Annotated in this window: 19 protein-coding genes; 4 read left to right on the forward strand and 15 right to left on the reverse strand. The window is 45.3% G+C overall.

The window, feature by feature from the left end; genetic code table 11:
* Position 1: 1 nt before the first annotated feature.
* Both H7708_RS05850 and H7708_RS05855 read right to left on the reverse strand, forming a co-directional pair.
* Positions 2–832 (reverse strand): SDR family oxidoreductase, encoded by an 831-nt coding sequence (locus H7708_RS05850; RefSeq protein WP_223669543.1) that lies wholly within the window; start codon positions 830–832, stop codon positions 2–4.
* Positions 832–1311 carry a glutathione peroxidase gene (locus H7708_RS05855; RefSeq protein WP_223669544.1) on the reverse strand — a complete coding sequence of 160 codons (480 nt, stop codon included), beginning with the start codon at positions 1309–1311 and terminating at the stop codon, positions 832–834. The genes H7708_RS05850 and H7708_RS05855 overlap by 1 nt, the downstream gene beginning before the upstream one ends.
* Before the next feature lie 158 nt (positions 1312–1469).
* On the opposite strand from H7708_RS05855, the gene H7708_RS05860 reads away from it, so the two are divergent.
* Together H7708_RS05860 and H7708_RS05865 are read left to right on the forward strand one after the other, a co-directional pair.
* A complete protein-coding gene (locus tag H7708_RS05860) occupies positions 1470–2891 on the forward strand; it encodes a M20/M25/M40 family metallo-hydrolase (RefSeq protein WP_223669545.1) in 1422 nt (473 codons plus the stop codon).
* A gap of 103 nt (positions 2892–2994) precedes the next feature.
* Positions 2995–3735, forward strand: coding sequence for an enoyl-CoA hydratase (locus H7708_RS05865; RefSeq protein ID WP_223669546.1), 741 nt, complete (start codon positions 2995–2997; stop codon positions 3733–3735).
* A 1-nt stretch (position 3736) separates the two neighbouring features.
* On the opposite strand, the gene H7708_RS05870 is transcribed toward H7708_RS05865, so the two are convergent.
* The 11 genes from H7708_RS05870 to H7708_RS05920 form a co-directional block, all read right to left on the reverse strand.
* Positions 3737–3877, reverse strand: coding sequence for a hypothetical protein (locus tag H7708_RS05870; protein ID WP_223669547.1), 141 nt, complete (start codon positions 3875–3877; stop codon positions 3737–3739).
* Between the two features lie 11 nt (positions 3878–3888).
* On the reverse strand, positions 3889–4602 hold the full coding sequence (locus H7708_RS05875) for a M15 family metallopeptidase (protein WP_223669548.1): 714 nt from the start codon (positions 4600–4602) through the stop codon (positions 3889–3891).
* Between the two features lie 14 nt (positions 4603–4616).
* On the reverse strand, positions 4617–5750 hold the full coding sequence (dapE, locus tag H7708_RS05880; RefSeq protein ID WP_223669683.1) for a succinyl-diaminopimelate desuccinylase: 1134 nt from the start codon (positions 5748–5750) through the stop codon (positions 4617–4619).
* Positions 5751–5769: 19 nt separating this feature from the next.
* Positions 5770–6114, reverse strand: a complete 345-nt coding sequence (locus H7708_RS05885; protein ID WP_223669549.1) for an arsenate reductase — start codon at positions 6112–6114, stop codon at positions 5770–5772.
* Positions 6115–6136: 22 nt separating this feature from the next.
* Complete coding sequence (dapD, locus tag H7708_RS05890) at positions 6137–6961, reverse strand: 2,3,4,5-tetrahydropyridine-2,6-dicarboxylate N-succinyltransferase (RefSeq protein WP_223669550.1); 825 nt, start codon at positions 6959–6961, stop codon at positions 6137–6139.
* A 19-nt stretch (positions 6962–6980) separates the two neighbouring features.
* Positions 6981–9641 (reverse strand): [protein-PII] uridylyltransferase, encoded by a 2661-nt coding sequence (gene glnD / locus H7708_RS05895; RefSeq protein WP_223669551.1) that lies wholly within the window; start codon positions 9639–9641, stop codon positions 6981–6983.
* 14 nt (positions 9642–9655) lie between these two features.
* The gene (gene map, locus H7708_RS05900; RefSeq protein ID WP_223669552.1) at positions 9656–10489 is read right to left on the reverse strand and encodes a type I methionyl aminopeptidase; all 834 of its coding nucleotides are present in this window, start codon (positions 10487–10489) and stop codon (positions 9656–9658) included.
* Between the two features lie 143 nt (positions 10490–10632).
* Complete coding sequence (locus H7708_RS05905; RefSeq protein WP_223669553.1) at positions 10633–11307, reverse strand: MliC family protein; 675 nt, start codon at positions 11305–11307, stop codon at positions 10633–10635.
* Between the two features lie 108 nt (positions 11308–11415).
* Positions 11416–11613, reverse strand: a complete 198-nt coding sequence (locus H7708_RS05910; RefSeq protein WP_223669554.1) for a hypothetical protein — start codon at positions 11611–11613, stop codon at positions 11416–11418.
* Positions 11614–11631: 18 nt separating this feature from the next.
* A complete protein-coding gene (locus tag H7708_RS05915; RefSeq protein ID WP_223669555.1) occupies positions 11632–12018 on the reverse strand; it encodes a SpoIIAA family protein in 387 nt (128 codons plus the stop codon).
* 68 nt (positions 12019–12086) lie between these two features.
* Complete coding sequence (locus H7708_RS05920) at positions 12087–12506, reverse strand: VOC family protein (protein WP_235727528.1); 420 nt, start codon at positions 12504–12506, stop codon at positions 12087–12089.
* Between the two features lie 153 nt (positions 12507–12659).
* Here H7708_RS05920 and H7708_RS05925 point away from each other — a divergent pair, with 153 nt between their 5' ends.
* Both H7708_RS05925 and H7708_RS05930 read left to right on the forward strand, forming a co-directional pair.
* The gene (locus tag H7708_RS05925; RefSeq protein WP_223669556.1) at positions 12660–13205 is read left to right on the forward strand and encodes an RNA polymerase sigma factor; all 546 of its coding nucleotides are present in this window, start codon (positions 12660–12662) and stop codon (positions 13203–13205) included.
* Positions 13195–14016: a hypothetical protein gene (locus H7708_RS05930; protein ID WP_223669557.1), complete on the forward strand. Its 822-nt coding sequence runs from the start codon at positions 13195–13197 to the stop codon at positions 14014–14016. The genes H7708_RS05925 and H7708_RS05930 overlap by 11 nt, the downstream gene beginning before the upstream one ends.
* A gap of 79 nt (positions 14017–14095) precedes the next feature.
* On the opposite strand, the gene H7708_RS05935 is transcribed toward H7708_RS05930, so the two are convergent.
* Positions 14096–14434 carry a zinc ribbon domain-containing protein YjdM gene (locus H7708_RS05935; protein ID WP_223669558.1) on the reverse strand — a complete coding sequence of 113 codons (339 nt, stop codon included), beginning with the start codon at positions 14432–14434 and terminating at the stop codon, positions 14096–14098.
* A gap of 93 nt (positions 14435–14527) precedes the next feature.
* Positions 14528–15016: an amidohydrolase family protein gene (locus H7708_RS05940; RefSeq protein ID WP_223669559.1), complete on the reverse strand. Its 489-nt coding sequence runs from the start codon at positions 15014–15016 to the stop codon at positions 14528–14530.
* Positions 15017–15109 lie beyond the last annotated feature (93 nt).

Raw genomic sequence — 15109 nt, forward strand, 5'->3', positions numbered from 1 at the left:
ATTAATCTAAAAACAAATCCAGTTTGATTTTATCTTCGAAGTCAGGGTTATAAGCGTATTGACTAAAATCTGTGATGCGGCCGGCCTTGAGAACTTCTTCATCGATTAACCATAGCCCCGTGTAATCCTTACTCGGGTGAGTCAGAATAACTTGGGCTGCATCTGCCATGATTTGCGGTTTGCGCGCATAGTTTAAAGTTTCTTTATCGCCGACGGCAAATTCAATCGCGGCTGTTGCGATGTACGTTTTTGGCCAAAGTGTATTGACCGCAATACCGTATTCCTTAAACTCGGCAGCCATGCCTTTGCTTAAAATACTCATACCATATTTAGACAGAGTATAAGGGCTAAAGTCTTTTAGCCATTCTTCTCTCAGGTTCACTGGCGGTGAGAGGTTAAGGATGTGCGGGTTCTTTGACTGCTTTAAATAAGGTAGCGCATAGTGTCCAAAGCAATAAACGGCTCTGGAGTTAATTTGTTGCATTAAGTCATAGCGCTTGGGAGATGTGTCTTCGACACTGGTGAGACTAATCGCTCCGGCGTTATTAATAATGGCATCAATACGGCCAAATTCCTGTCCTATCTCGTCACAAAGCTTTTTGACTGCCAACTCTTTCCGAACATCGAGTGCTACCGGTATGGCTTTTCCGCCTGCCTGCTCAACTTCTTCAGCCACCGTATGTATGGTGCCGGGTAATTTGGGGTGTGGCTTATCTGACTTTGCAGCGATGACGATGATTGCACCTTCTTTAGCAAAAGTCAGTGCCATAGCACGGCCAATACCGCGACTGGCTCCCGTAATAATAATGACTTTATCTTTTAACTCAGGCATTACAGCAATTCCTTAATCTCATCCTGCAGTTCTTCCGGCTTGGTGACCGAGCCGTAACGCTTAATGACTTTACCGTTTTGATCGACCAGAAACTTGGTAAAGTTCCATTTGATTTTTTTAGAACCCAGAATACCCGGAGCCTCTGCTTTCAGTCGCTGGTAGATGGGGTGGGTATTATCGCCATTGACTTCAATCTTCTGAAACAGCGGAAATGAAATATGAAAGTTCAGATCGCAGAAGTCTTTTATTTCTTCGTCAGTACCCGATTCCTGTTTGCCAAACTGGTTACAGGGAAACGCCAATACTTCCAGTCCCTGACCTTTGAATTGTTGATACAGCTTCTCCAATCCTTCGTATTGCGGAGTGAATCCGCAGGCACTGGCTGTATTAACAATCAGTAACACTTTTCCCTGGTAGTCACTGAGGGAAATTTCCTGCCCGTTATTTAAAACCGCAGAGCAATCGTATATGGTAGACATGCATTTTTCCTCGCTATGGTCATTGGTTTACTCTAGCCTTTGCTGCCGATTGCTGTCAATGACAAGATGACCTGTGTTTATCTTCAGCGGGGATACCAGGAATAACAAAGAACTGGGACTAACATTAACTGTTGTTTATATAAATTTAAGGGGTCACTATGACATTAAAATCCCTGATGTTGGTGGTGGTTGTTATTGCTACGCCAATATTTAATAACTCAGCAATTGCCGCTGAAACACCTTTTATTAGCGAAACCGATTTGGCTACTGCTGCCGAGCTGCGTGATGAAGCACTGAAAACGTCTAGAGGTTATGAGATTGTTGAATCTTTGACTACTGAAGTGGGGCCGCGCATGGCGGGAAGCCCTGGAGATGCTGCCGCCGTAAAATGGGGTGTGGCGAAATTAAAGTCGCTAGGTTTTGATAAAGTATGGACCGAGCCAGTGACGTTCCCCACCTGGAAGCGAGGCATCGAAACTGCTGAAGTTGTTGCGCCATACCCTCAGCCACTGGTGATTACTGCCCTGGGTTTTAGTGTTGCTACGCCAGACGATGGTTTAAGTGCAGAAATTATCGAGTTTGAGAGTCTCGAAGCGCTGAAAAAATCGCCTGAAGGATCGGCAAAGGGAAAAATTGTATTTATTAATAAACGCATGAAACGGGCGAAGGACGGCTCCGGCTATGGTCCAGCAGTTTCGGCTCGTACTACAGGCGCTTCAGAGGCTGCCAAAAAGGGCGCTGTGGGTATTCTTATTCGTTCAATCGGTACTGATAGTGATCGTATGGCACATACGGGCTTGATGCGTTACGAGGAAGACGTTAACAAGATCCCAGCAGCAGCCTTATCAGCGCCAGATGCGGATTTACTGGAAAACATGCTATGTCGCGGCAAACCTGTTTCTGTGAAAATGACTATTGGTGCGAAGCAGGGCGGCGAATACACCAGCCATAATGTGATTGGCGAAATCACAGGAAGCGAGAAACCGGAGGAATACGTCATTATCGGCGGTCATTTGGATTCATGGGATTTGGGAACCGGAGCTATTGATGATGGTGCTGGTATCGCTATTACCACGGCAGCAGCAGAGTTAATCGCTCGTTTACCACAGCGTCCAAAGCGCTCTATTCGAGTGATTATGTTTGCTAATGAAGAGCAGGGCTTAGTCGGCGGCAAGGCCTACGCACAGGCTTACAAAGGTGAACTGAATCATATTATTACCGCTGCAGAGTCGGACTTCGGCGCTGGTCCAATTTGGCGTATCGATTCGAAAGTGAAGCCAGATGCGTTGCCAGTAGTCGAGAAAATTGCAGAAATTCTTAAGCCTCTAGGGATTGAGTATGGGAACAATGAAGCTGGCGGAGGTCCTGATTTGATTCCGCTGCGTAAGATGGGGATTTCCGTATTTTCACTTCGACAAGATGGCACTGATTACTTCGACTACCACCACACACCTAATGACACGTTAGACAAAATAAACCCTGAGCATTTGAACCAGAATACAGCAGCTTACGTTGTACTGGCGTACATTGCGGCGCAGATGGAAGGGGATTTCGGCGGCGGTTTTAATCAGGAAAAATAACTTCAATGGGTTGGGCTGCATTCTTGCGGCCCAATTTTTTGATGAACCTATCGTCTTGGATATGTTATCTTTTACGCTCAACCGAGAAGAAGGAATAAGTTCGATGTCCAAGCTTGTCACTACAGAAATTATCAATCACGTACTGCATATCGAATTCCAGCGTAAAGATAAAAAGAATGCGTTAACGACGGATATGTATCGTGCCCTGAGTTATGAGCTGGCGAGTGCGAAGCGTAATGATGAAGTTCGAGTCGCTTTATTTAAAGGCAGTGAAGGCTGTTTTTGTGCTGGTAATGATATTGCTGACTTTTTACAACAGCCGGTTCTTGAGGAAGGCTCGCCCATTCTAACATTCCTGCACGAGTTGGCGAATTTTGATAAACCCATGGTTGCCGCAGTTTCCGGGCCTGCCGTAGGTATCGGTACGACCTTATTACTGCATTGTGATCTGGTTTATGCCACCGAAGATACTTATTTTAGTTTACCGTTCGTTGATTTGGGCTTGTGTCCCGAGGCGGGTTCAAGTTACCTGCTGCCTCGCCAACTGGGTTATGCTCGAGCGGCTGAACTGTTGCTGTTAGCGGAGCCTTTTGATGGCGAAAAAGCTAAAGAGCTGGGCATTATCAACGATGTTGTTGATCCGAGCCACTATATGGCTGTGGCACAGGAGAAGGCTGAGAAGCTGGCGAAAAAGCCAGTGCATGCATTACGGGTTAGTCGACAGCTACTCCGCTCAAACTCTGGTCTGGTGATTAAAGCGATAGAGCGTGAGGCTAGAAGTTTCTCCGAGTTGCTCAGTAGTGATGAAGCAAAGGCTATCTTTAAAAAGTTTTTAGAAAAATAAGTTAATAATCATCCTCATCGTTTTTATAAGGCTGTGGTTTGACGCCTTTAGGAACCTTAAATTTATTGTTCCGTTTCAGTACAAACAGGGTGGCACCGATAATGGCGAAGATGAGTAATGTCACTAAAATGGCTTTCCACATGGCAAGCTCCTTTAATCGTTACAGATAGTATACACGTACTTTCTGGTCAAGCTCTCGAGACGAGAGCATAACTCATCTTTACCACCAATATTCTTTTCACTCAAGACCTGTTTCAGCAATTCTAAGGGAAATTCTTCGAGCGCTTTATCTGCGATTGGGCGGTAACTGATATGCCAGGGCTCACAGGCAACGCCACCTTTATCTTCACGATAAGGACGGAAAAAGCCGAATGTTTCCAGATTGAAGTCCAGCCACTCGTCCAGTTGTGAACAGGGCCCGCCGGTAGCAAACTCTTCTTCAACCAGCTTAACGTCATATCCCTGAGCGACAGCTGAGGCGTCAAAGATATCAAAATCTGTGCCCCAGTGATGACGACTGGTACCCGGTATGGCTGAGTAGTGCAGAATGGCTTTTATGCGCTCTTTGGGGGATAACTCAAATGAGTTGACCTTAGTGCCATCACGTAAATTGAGCTCGACGTCGTTGTTAAATTTGTAGTTCCAAATCTCTGCCTGCCGCTCAAAGCTGCGATAACTGCTCACCACCCGCAGCGGAATGCCATCAATTTCAGATTGACGTATTAACTTGGCTAATGGGATCAGAACTTCGTGATGGCATTGAAATTTTTGACCCAGTAGTTCGCTGTTGTTTTCAATATGCAGCAAATGATCCTGGTTGAGGCCGATGAGTTGTTCTGGTGTCATCATAGAGTTAGTGATTGTCATACTAAATTTTGCCGTTAGTCTGTCAGTAAACGCTTTAACACACCATAGTAAATGTCGACTAAAGCGTAGAGATCGTCAATGTTGACGCACTCATTAATTTGGTGGATGGTTTTGTTAACTGGACCTATTTCGACTACTTCGGCCCCAGTTTTAGCAATGAATCGACCATCGGACGTCCCGCCACTGGTTAGGGCCTGGCTATCGATTTTGCAAACATCCAGAACTGCCTGTTTGGATGCTTCCAGTAATGCTCCTTGCTCCGTTATGAATGGTTCACCATTAAGTTTCCAGTCCAACTGATAGTCTAATTTATGCTTATCCAGAATATCGATGACCTGTTGTTTTAATCCTTCAGCTGTTGACTCGGTAGAATAGCGAAAGTTGAACTCGACATATTTCTCGCCTGGGATAACGTTGGTCGCCGTACCAGACTGTTCGATTGCAATCTGAAAGCTGGTTGGTGGAAAGAAGTCGTTACCATGATCCCAGTGAGTCTCGGCGAGCTCATGCAGTGCCTGATACGACTTGTGGATAGCGTTGTCGGCTAAGTGCGGGTAGGCGACATGACCTTGCTGTCCCCTTATCTTAAGGAACCCCGTTAATGAACCACGACGGCCATTCTTAATCACATCACCTAGTTGCGCTGTGCTTGATGGCTCCCCAACAATGCAATAATCCAGCGGTTGTTGGCGACTCATTAACTCTTCTACCACACGAACGGTACCGTTAATAAACGGCCCTTCCTCATCACTGGTGATAAGGTAGGCGATAGAACCCTTATGGTCAGGGTAGTCTTTAACAAACCGCTCTGTGGCGACTACCATAGCAGCCAGGCTACCTTTCATATCGGCAGCACCACGGCCAAACAGATAACCTTCTTTTTCAGTAGCTTCAAAAGGCGGGGTATGCCAATCACCGGGGTTGCCCGCTGGCACCACATCGGTATGACCGGCAAAAACAAAGACTGGACCTGCCGATGCTCCCTTGCGTACCGACCAAAAGTTTTGCGTATCCTCAAAGTCCATGATTTCGTTGTCGAATCCATAGTGAGTCAACATTTCCATCATGAGTTTCTGACAACCCGCATCTGTCGGAGTAACAGACTCGCGATTAATCAGGTTTTTGGCTAGATCCAGAACATCGGTGATCATAGTGGCTTTCTTCTAGTTAGTTAAAAATGCTTGCGTATTGTTCAGGTTTAAAGCTTAAGTGTACTTCGTTATCTTTGACCAGAACGGGGCGTTTAATAAGAGTGACTTTTTCCTGCATCAAGTCAATTGCAGAGTCGCGATCGATATTATCTTTAACTGATTGATCTAATGGGCGCCAGGCGGTACTACGTTTGTTCAACAGTTTCTCCCAACCAATGGCTGTATCCCAGCTCTCAAGGACAGAGCGCTCCAAAGGATTCTTGCGATAGTCAATAAACTCATGCTCAATGTCGTTCACTTCTAGCCACTTTACTGCTTTTCGGACGGTGTCGCAGTTAGGAATTCCGTAGATTTTTACCATGATACTTCTCTCTTAACCTGATTTATTCTTTATCCATGCGCAATAATTCATTGACGCTGGTTTTTGCACGGGTTTTAGCGTCAACCTGCTTGACGATGACGGCACAGCTCAGGCTGTATTTCCCGCACGATGATGGCAGACTGCCTGGGACTACTACCGACCCCGCTGGTACACGACCGTAACTGACTTCGTCAGTCAAACGGTTGTAGATTTTAGTACTTTGGCTGATAAATACTCCCATTGATAATACCGAGCCTTCTTCGACAACCACGCCTTCAACGACTTCCGAGCGTGCGCCAATAAAGCAGTTATCTTCGATGATCGTTGGGCCAGCCTGTAGTGGTTCTAAAACGCCGCCAATGCCTGCGCCGCCAGAGAGATGAACGTTTTTACCAATTTGCGCACAGGAGCCGACCGTGGCCCAAGTGTCAATCATGGCGCCTTCGTCAATGTAAGCGCCGATATTGGTATAACTTGGCATTAATACCACATTCTTGGCAATGTACGAGCCATGGCGGGCAATGGCATGAGGCACGACACGGGTACCGCCTGACTTAAACTCTTCTTCAGTCATACCCTGGTACTTCATGGGTACCTTGTCGTAAAACTGTGCTAAGCCTGTGTCGATGACTTTGTTGTCATTAAGGCGGAAAGATAGTAAGACCGCCTTTTTCAGCCACTGATTTACGACCCACTCGTCACCTTGCTTTTCGGCAACACGGGCTTTACCTGAGTCTAGTAGATTAAGTGCCTCACTGACAGCGTCTTTAATCTCTGCTACAGCTGTCGTTGGTGATAAGGTTGCTCTATTTTCAAATGCTTGCTCAATGGTGTTTTGCAAAGACATAATATTTCCTCAAATAATGTTAAGCATTAATTGCTTGCTCAAGATGATGCTTAATGTTTTCTATTCGTTTTTCGTCGGTGATCGGTTTATTGTCTCGATCACTGATGGTAAAGGTATCTTCAACGCGCTCACCTAAAGTAACGATTTTTGCCGAGTGCACTTCGATATCACAGTCGCGGAATGCCTGACCAATATTTGCTAACAGGGCTGGCCGATCAAGCGCCGTTATTTCGAGTGTGGTAAACGGGCTGGTGTTGTCGTTGATGAATTTGATCCGGGTTTTTACAGTAAAGTATTTGAGACGAGTCGGCACGGCACGGCTGACAGAGCCGGCACGGCCTTCCATATCGGATAATCCATCGATCAGGTTGTCTTGAATTTCTTGAATTCGTTGTTCATAAGATAGCGGGTGGCCTTGCTCATCTAATACGATAAAGGTGTCCAGACACAAGCCTTTAGGTGATGTGAATAAGGTTGCCGCCTGAATATTGAGATGGTTTTGGCTAAGCAGAGCCGTGATGGCGGCGAATAAGTCCGGCTGATCTTCGACTGCAATAAAGACTTCGGTACCGGCCTGGGAGCGATGATTTTTGATCGCGACGTAAGGCAATTCTGGCTGTGATAGCAGTTGCTCTGTTTGCCAGATGATTTGCTCTGGGTGATAACGTAATAAATAGTCATTCCCCAGTTCTGTCAGCAACTCTCTGACTGGCTCGATTGAATCGCCGGTTTTGGTAAATTGTTCCAATACCTGCTGGCGGGTATCTTCCATCATTTCGTTCTGATTGGCGCGTGGCGTCGACTGAGTCAGATAGTGTTTGGTCGCCAGAAATAATTCCTTCAGCAGGGACTCTTTCCAGGAGTTCCACAGTGTTGGATTCGTTGCGCGAATATCTGAAACCGTTAGAACGTATAACAGCTCTAAATGCAGAATGGATGGGATTTTACTGGCAAAACTTTCGATGACATCGGGATCACTAATATCTTTTCGCTGCGCTACCAGTGACATGATCAGGTGATTTTTTACTAACCAGGACACCAGTTCGGCAATATGTTTTTCCAGACCGATGGAATTGCAGTACTCTAAGGCATCGACAGCGCCCAGTTCTGAGTGATCGCCGCCACGACCTTTGCCGATGTCATGGAAAATAGCGGCAAGATACAATGGCGTGGGATCCACCAGCGTTTTCATAATCTTGCGGCATAACGGGAACTCGTGATGAAATTCTGATTTGTTATAGCGGATAATATAGCGCAGTAAAAATAGCGTATGCTCATCCACTGTATAAGCATGAAACAGATCAAACTGCATTTGCCCTTCAATTTGGGCAAATTTAGGAATCATGGCGCCTAAGATATTGGTGCGCTTCATCAGCGCAAAACCCCGGCTGGTGATCTGCTTGGTCGACAAAAACTCTTTGAAGTAACTGATGTTGATCGGATCGCGACGATATTGGCGATTAACCATCTGCTGACTGGAGCGGATCTTGCGCATGGTTTTGGCTTCGATCTGAATAATTTCAGGGTTGAGAGCGATATGACGAAAAATCTTGATCAGCGCATGCGGTTTGCGCAAAAACAGATCCGGCTCTTTAATCCCAATACGCTGGTTGTGTAAGTAAAAGTCTTCGTCCAAATCGATAAAGTCGGCATCCTGACCTAGTTTGAGATACTCTTGCTCAAAAATCTGGAGGAATAGTTCATTGAGGTTACGAATGATCATGACTGCACGATAATATCGCTGCATCAGGTGCTCCACAGCGAGCTTGTTATCATGGTCTTCAAAACCGAGCCACTCGGCGACTTTTTTCTGATGTTCGAACAGCAGCCGGTCTTCCCGTTTACCGGTGAGCACATGCAGCGCAAAGCGCACGCGATGCAAAAACTGCTGACCGTTAAGTAAACTTCGATATTCGCGGCGGGTGAAAACGCCGTATTTGATGAGATCGTGTAGACTGCTGCTTTTAAAATGCTTTAGGGTGATCCATTGAATAACCTGAAGGTCGCGTAAGCCACCAGGGTTTGACTTGATATTCGGTTCAAGATTGAAAGAGGTCTCTTTAAACTTAATGTGTCTGGCTACCTGCTCATCAACTTTGGCCTGAAAGAATTTCTCAGAAGGCCAGAAGCTGGGCTGCTTAATGCGCTCGTTAAGACTTCTTAACAGACGGCGGTTACCACAGATAAAGCGAGATTCGATCAGATTGGTGGCTACGGAGATATCCTCTAAAGCCAAAGCTTCACAGTGAGCAATGGTGCGAACACTGTGACCAACTTCGAGACCAATATCCCATAGGAAAGCGAGCCACGCTTCTAGCTCTAAATTTTGACTTTGAGAGCTTTCATCGTTGCTGTCTTCATTCAGTAACACTAGGATGTCGATGTCGGAAAAGGGCTGTAGCTCTTCACGCCCATACCCGCCTACTGCAATCAAGGCGGAATAGCTATTGACGGCAAACTGTGACCAGCTGGTAGCAAGGATATGATCCATCAAGGCACTCCGTGCGCGCAGCAATTGAATAATACTGGTGCCTTTCTGGAACTGCTTGGTCAGTGCGTCGAGGCCGGCTTGCAGGTAGTTTTTATATACTTTTAACCGCTCGACACCTTCGGCCGACTGGCTTTTTTTGACCAGCTCGGCTGCTTTCGGAAGGTAGTTATATTTATCAGGACTCGCCACTCAGTAATCCTGCTTTAGAATGATTCTTCTTGACGCTTGGTCAATACTTCAACGCCGTCGGCAGTGACCAGTAACGTATGCTCCCACTGTGCAGAGAGTGACTTATCTTTTGTCAGCACTGTCCAGCCGTCTTTTTTATTGTGTTTGACGTGGCGTTTACCGGCGTTCACCATTGGCTCAATAGTAAACGTCATGCCTTCTTTCAGCTCCACGCCAGTACCAGGGCGTCCGTAGTGAGTTACCTGTGGTTCTTCGTGGAACTTAGCACCGATGCCGTGTCCGCAATATTCTCTGACAATGGAATACCCTTTGCCTTCGGCAAATTTCTGAATAGCGTAACCAATATCGCCCAGTCGGGCACCTGGCTTAACCATTTTGATGGCCTTGTAGAGGCTTTGCTGAGTGGTCTGGATTAGTTTCTTGGCCTGTGGCGTCGGCTCTCCAACCACAAACATCTTACTGGTATCACCGTGATAACCGTCTTTAATGACAGTGACGTCAATGTTCAGAATATCACCATTGCGTAGAGGCTTCTTGTTTGGGATTCCGTGGCAGACCACATCGTTAACCGAAGTGCAGATGGATTTTGGATAGCCGCCACCAGTCAGTGCCTGAGTAGGGTTTCCTTCATCATCTAAGTCTACAGGATAGGGCGAACCGCCATAGTACAAGGTCGCGGGGTAGCCGCCTTGCTTGTGTACGATATATTCGTGACAGATGTTGTCGAGCTCTTCTGTGGAGACACCTTTTTTAATGTGCTCACCTATCATTTCGAGAACTTCAGCCGCTAAACGGCCAGCAATTCGCATTTTTTCTATTTCTTCAGGAGTCTTTATCTGGATGCCCATAGGTCGCCTGGTTATTGTTAAACAAGTTGCCAGCCGAAGAATGGTTCTTCAGCTGGTTAAATAGGCGTCTATTCTAACGAATTGTAGCGAGCAAGGGAAACCTGATAGGGAGAAGAAAAGAACCAGATAGCATGGGTTAATGGTTAAGGCTCATGTTTTCTACAGGTGAGCTCGGGTGCCTGATAGCCCCATTGAATCTTCGCTTCCCCCTGGTGTTCCCAGAAAATTTCATTCCGGCCTCGATATTTGGCCCCGCTGGCGCTGGGGACGCTGTACATCAGGGAAGACTGATCGCCTCGCTCAGCAATCAGCGTTGCCGGTTCGGTCTGGAAGAAGGTGATGTTAAATGTATCGGCAGGGTCACTCTCACAAGTGAACTGGAATGGACCGTGCGAATCGACCAGTTGATAGCGTACTTGCAGTTCGGCGATGCGTTGGCGATAGGTATTTTCAACGCATTGAACTTTATTTTTGCTTTTCCAACACTCGTCACGCTCTTGTATCCAGCCGCGCTGAGCTTCCCTGAGCATAGACTTACCTGCAGTGTCCGTTTGACTAAGAGCCTGTTGGTAGACTTCATTGATGGTGTTATCGAGCTCAGTAATAGTGGCATTATCACAAATAATAAATGTCACACTGCCTTTTAAGGCGTTGTCACAAGCCGTGTCTTTTGGTGTTTTCTTGGTCGTGACTGACTGGGAAGTCATCTGGTTCTGGGTGGCTGATTGCGTCTGCTTTGAATCGGCGTCATCTTTGTCGCAGGAGGCCAACAAAGTAGAGGCAAGAATAGCTATAACAACTGACGTTAAACGAGTCATAAGAGGCTCCTTAGTTCTTCGCTGTATGCATTGGACTAGCTTACCTTAACTAAGAGACCATGATCGCGACTTATGTCTAACTGTTGATCATGGCTTGGTAGAGACCGGTTAATCGCTTTTGGGAGCATTTTTGTTCTTGGTCTCCAGCACGATCCCTATAATTATGCCAAAAACAACACCTAAACCAACACCGAGAGGTAAATTGTCAAAAATGATACCAAAAAAAGCGCCGACGCCGACACCAATACCTAAAAGAGCCCCAACGTAAGTCTTGCCATGGTTTCCTTCGGGTTGTTTGTAACTCATAGTGCACCTTCGTAGCGTTTATCTGTCTTTATTCAACCAGTTTAAGGCCTGTTTAATATCTTTAAAGAACTTCACTTCGCCTGAAGTAAACCAGTTGCCAATTTTGGCAATAGTTTGTTGCCAATCTTTATTACCGTATATTGCTATCTTACGGAATTTACTGCCATGCTTTAAACCGAGTTTGAGGTCATCCCAGGCAGCTCTTGCTTCCCAGCCTTCAAACTCGGTAGCATCTATTAATGCATCAACTTCTGGATTGACCACAGACTGTAATGCGGAGTCGATCATTGGCATCATGGTCTGATAGTCTTCGTGAGTTAGTTTGCCCTTGGCTTTTAAGCTTAAAAAGAAATTATTATCGTGACGCTCGATACCGACGTGTAAACCGTGAGTTTCAATTTCCATACTAAACCTCCTTTAGGATTCAACGACTAATTTCAGTATAACGAGTTATTGTTTTATAAGCATCTCGGCTAGCTTTTAAATAGATCATCCATACGACTAAAGCCTTTAAACTCCAGAGCATTGCCTGAAGGGTCATTGAAAAACATGGTTGCCTGTTCGCCGGGTTTACCAGCAAAGCGAATATAAGGCTCAATAACAAAGGCTATATTGTTCTGCTTTAAATGTTCAGCCAGCTGCTTCCATGATTCCATGTCCAGAACGACACCGAAGTGGGGGATTGGCACACCATGGCCATCAACGGCTGATTTATTTGAAGCTTTGATTTCCATGGCCTTATCAAGATGAACCACCAGCTGATGCCCGAAGCAGTCATAATCAATCCAGTGCTCACTGGAACGTCCTTCGTTAAATCCAAGTAATTCTCCATAAAACTTGCGAGCCTGAGCCAGGTCATGTACTGGGATTGCTAGGTGAAATGGTTGAGGCATAATGTAATTGCTTCATATTATTGGGTATTACCCCTCTTTATACCATTTTTGAAAAGAGCTATCAGTTACCATGGAAAGGTTTTAACGGAAATTATGTAAGAAAAGAGTCTTTGGCTTCGTCAGTATTAGTGAGGTCACTAAAGGAGAAGTTAGTTGAACAAACGACAAAAGCGGAACATTGCTACATTAGCAAACCAATATGGACGGCAGGTTTTTTCTACAGCGTACCGAATTTTGGGCGATAGTCATCATGCCGAAGATGTGGTGCAGGATGTTTATATGAAGCTGTTTAAGAAAGCACCTAAGGCGTTCGACAAAGTAAAAAACTGGCCCGCTTATTTAACCACAATGGCTGCTTCGACAAGTCTGGATTTATTGCGTAAAAAGTGCCGCCTTTCTGAAAACAGTATATCCGATATTAATTTAAGTACTTCTGAAAATACAGACGCTGATTTACCAGAAAAACAGGTGTCTCTGCAGCAGGATCTACACCAGCTGCGTAAAGCCTTAACCCATGTTACAGCAAGAGAGTCTGAGGTATTTGTGTTGCGTTTTGTTGAAGAGTTTACTTACCAGGAAATTGCCGATCAACTAGGCATCACCGTTAGCAACGTAGGCATTATAGTTAATAGAACCAGACAAAAGTTGGCTGAGTTAATCGTCAATCAACAACATTCAGGAGATAAGCATGAAATCTAAAACTGAGCAACGTTTGGATGAGATGGTACAAACCATGCAGCGTCAACAAGCATCGGAACAAAATACAGAGCAAGTACAGTTGAACCTGATTAATGCTATAGAAGCTGAGGCAGGGCGTACAAATGAAATATCCCCGGGGCAGAAGCTAGGGCAGTGGTTTAAGAGTAACTTTATCAAGTCGCCGCTGAAAATCGTGGGCTCTATGGGGGCTGCGGCCAGCTTTGCACTGGTACTGTTTTTATTCAGCGCCTCACCGCAGGTATCTTTCGCGAGCATGGCTTCAAAGTTAAAACAGGTCAGTAATTTTTTCTATGAAGCCACCATGACCAATGCTGGTATGCATTTGATGGACATCAGGGTTTATTACCGATCAAGTGGAGAGTTACGAATGGAAAGTTACTCTTTAGATAACACGCAAACTCCTTCATTCATTAATATTATGAATATTGGGGAAGGAAGGGGAGTTATGAAATTACCTGCTTCTGGCGAGAGTGTTCCATTTTCTTTCGAGCCGAATGCTACTGCACAAAGCGTTCAGGAAGATCCTTTATACTGGCGCAAACTCATTCTTAATGTTGATCCAGAAAGTGCAGAGCCAATCGGGACTAAAAATATTTCAGGTACAGAGCTGACGGGGTATTTAATTGAGCAGGAGAGCATCAAGACCGAAGTTTGGGTGCAGCCTGATAGTCAACTACCCATGGCCATCAGCGTTACTCAGTATTTAGAAAGTGGCGATATAGGCTTTGAAATGAAAGCGGATGTACTCTATAACCAAAGTTTTGATGATAGTTTGTTTGATCTAAACTAGAGTAGGTTCCTAGTGATGGTCGACAACCATCACTAGGATATTAAGCGTCCTTCCAAGGACAGATTATTTGCGAGAAACGTTATACTTTTTTCACAAACTCAGACTTCAGTTTCATGGCTCCAATCCCTGGAATTTTACAGTCAATATCGTGGTCACCATCAACCAGACGAATATTTTTAACTTTGGTTCCAACTTTTACTACCTGAGAGGAACCTTTAATCTTAAGGTCTTTAATAACCGTAATGGTATCGCCATCTTGCAATACGTTACCGTTGGAATCTTTAATTGAAGGCTCTTCAGAGGCGTTGTCTGCTGCATTCTGTGACCATTCGTGACCACACTCAGGACAAACATACATATTTTGATCTTCGTAAGTGTAGCTGGAGTCGCACTGAGGACAGTTGGGTAATTGGCTCATAATTCTAGTCTAGATAAATAAAAGTAATGTCATTATAAGTTATTTCTGACACATTAGTAGGGCATTGTTGATATTGGTATCCGGTCACAATCATCAATCAGCCATCTGTTTGCGCATCAGTGGACTCGAAAATAGTTCATATAACAGTTTCAGATTTAAGCGATAGCTGTCAGCCATTTCTTCGGTATACTCTTCGAGTTGCTCCAGCCCGGTCTTATCAAACAATCGGCCGTCCAGAAATACGGCTTCAATATCCTGAGTATTTTCTATGTCACCGAGAGGGTTTGAATTGAGCAATACCAAGTCGGCTTTCTTACCCGGCTCTATGCTGCCTAAATCCTCTGTTCTGTTGGCAAACGTAGCTGGAATGTAAGTAGCGCTACGAATCGCTTCAAAGCTGGTTAAGCCCGACACTACCAGGTACTTCAATTCATCGTGCAGGCTTGAACCAGTAAACACATAGGTATTGATATTATCAGTGCCAACCAACGGGGCTTCCTCAACCGGTGTGATCAGCAGCAAAGTTAAGGTGATCATCAAAGCGATTAGCAGCAATGATAAAATTCTTATAAACCGTTTCATTCCTTGAGCCCTTAGTGCGCTTCAAGAGTAAAAATAGGTTATCAAACTCAAAACGGCGATTGGAGTGCTTAAGGTTTCTCACTGTAACAAAGT

Source organism: Kangiella shandongensis (genome assembly GCF_020005365.1).
GTDB classification, from domain to species: Bacteria; Pseudomonadota; Gammaproteobacteria; order Enterobacterales; family Kangiellaceae; genus Kangiella; species Kangiella shandongensis.

Excerpts from the sequence above, each read along its gene's own strand:
- H7708_RS05850 (WP_223669543.1), bottom strand. The coding sequence starts at position 832 with ATGCCTGAGTTAAAAGATAAAGTCATTATTATTACGGGAGCCAGTCGC.
- H7708_RS05875 (WP_223669548.1), bottom strand. The coding sequence starts at position 4,602 with ATGACAATCACTAACTCTATGATGACACCAGAACAACTCATCGGCCTC.
- H7708_RS05915 (WP_223669555.1), bottom strand. The coding sequence starts at position 12,018 with ATGGAAATTGAAACTCACGGTTTACACGTCGGTATCGAGCGTCACGAT.
- H7708_RS05910 (WP_223669554.1), bottom strand. The coding sequence starts at position 11,613 with ATGAGTTACAAACAACCCGAAGGAAACCATGGCAAGACTTACGTTGGG.
- H7708_RS05935 (WP_223669558.1), bottom strand. The coding sequence starts at position 14,434 with ATGAGCCAATTACCCAACTGTCCTCAGTGCGACTCCAGCTACACTTAC.
- H7708_RS05930 (WP_223669557.1), top strand. The coding sequence starts at position 13,195 with ATGAAATCTAAAACTGAGCAACGTTTGGATGAGATGGTACAAACCATG.
- H7708_RS05905 (WP_223669553.1), bottom strand. The coding sequence starts at position 11,307 with ATGACTCGTTTAACGTCAGTTGTTATAGCTATTCTTGCCTCTACTTTG.
- dapD (WP_223669550.1), bottom strand. The coding sequence starts at position 6,961 with ATGTCTTTGCAAAACACCATTGAGCAAGCATTTGAAAATAGAGCAACC.
- map (WP_223669552.1), bottom strand. The coding sequence starts at position 10,489 with ATGGGCATCCAGATAAAGACTCCTGAAGAAATAGAAAAAATGCGAATT.
- H7708_RS05860 (WP_223669545.1), top strand. The coding sequence starts at position 1,470 with ATGACATTAAAATCCCTGATGTTGGTGGTGGTTGTTATTGCTACGCCA.
- H7708_RS05865 (WP_223669546.1), top strand. The coding sequence starts at position 2,995 with ATGTCCAAGCTTGTCACTACAGAAATTATCAATCACGTACTGCATATC.
- H7708_RS05855 (WP_223669544.1), bottom strand. The coding sequence starts at position 1,311 with ATGTCTACCATATACGATTGCTCTGCGGTTTTAAATAACGGGCAGGAA.
- H7708_RS05870 (WP_223669547.1), bottom strand. The coding sequence starts at position 3,877 with ATGTGGAAAGCCATTTTAGTGACATTACTCATCTTCGCCATTATCGGT.
- H7708_RS05920 (WP_235727528.1), bottom strand. The coding sequence starts at position 12,506 with ATGCCTCAACCATTTCACCTAGCAATCCCAGTACATGACCTGGCTCAG.
- H7708_RS05940 (WP_223669559.1), bottom strand. The coding sequence starts at position 15,016 with ATGAAACGGTTTATAAGAATTTTATCATTGCTGCTAATCGCTTTGATG.
- H7708_RS05885 (WP_223669549.1), bottom strand. The coding sequence starts at position 6,114 with ATGGTAAAAATCTACGGAATTCCTAACTGCGACACCGTCCGAAAAGCA.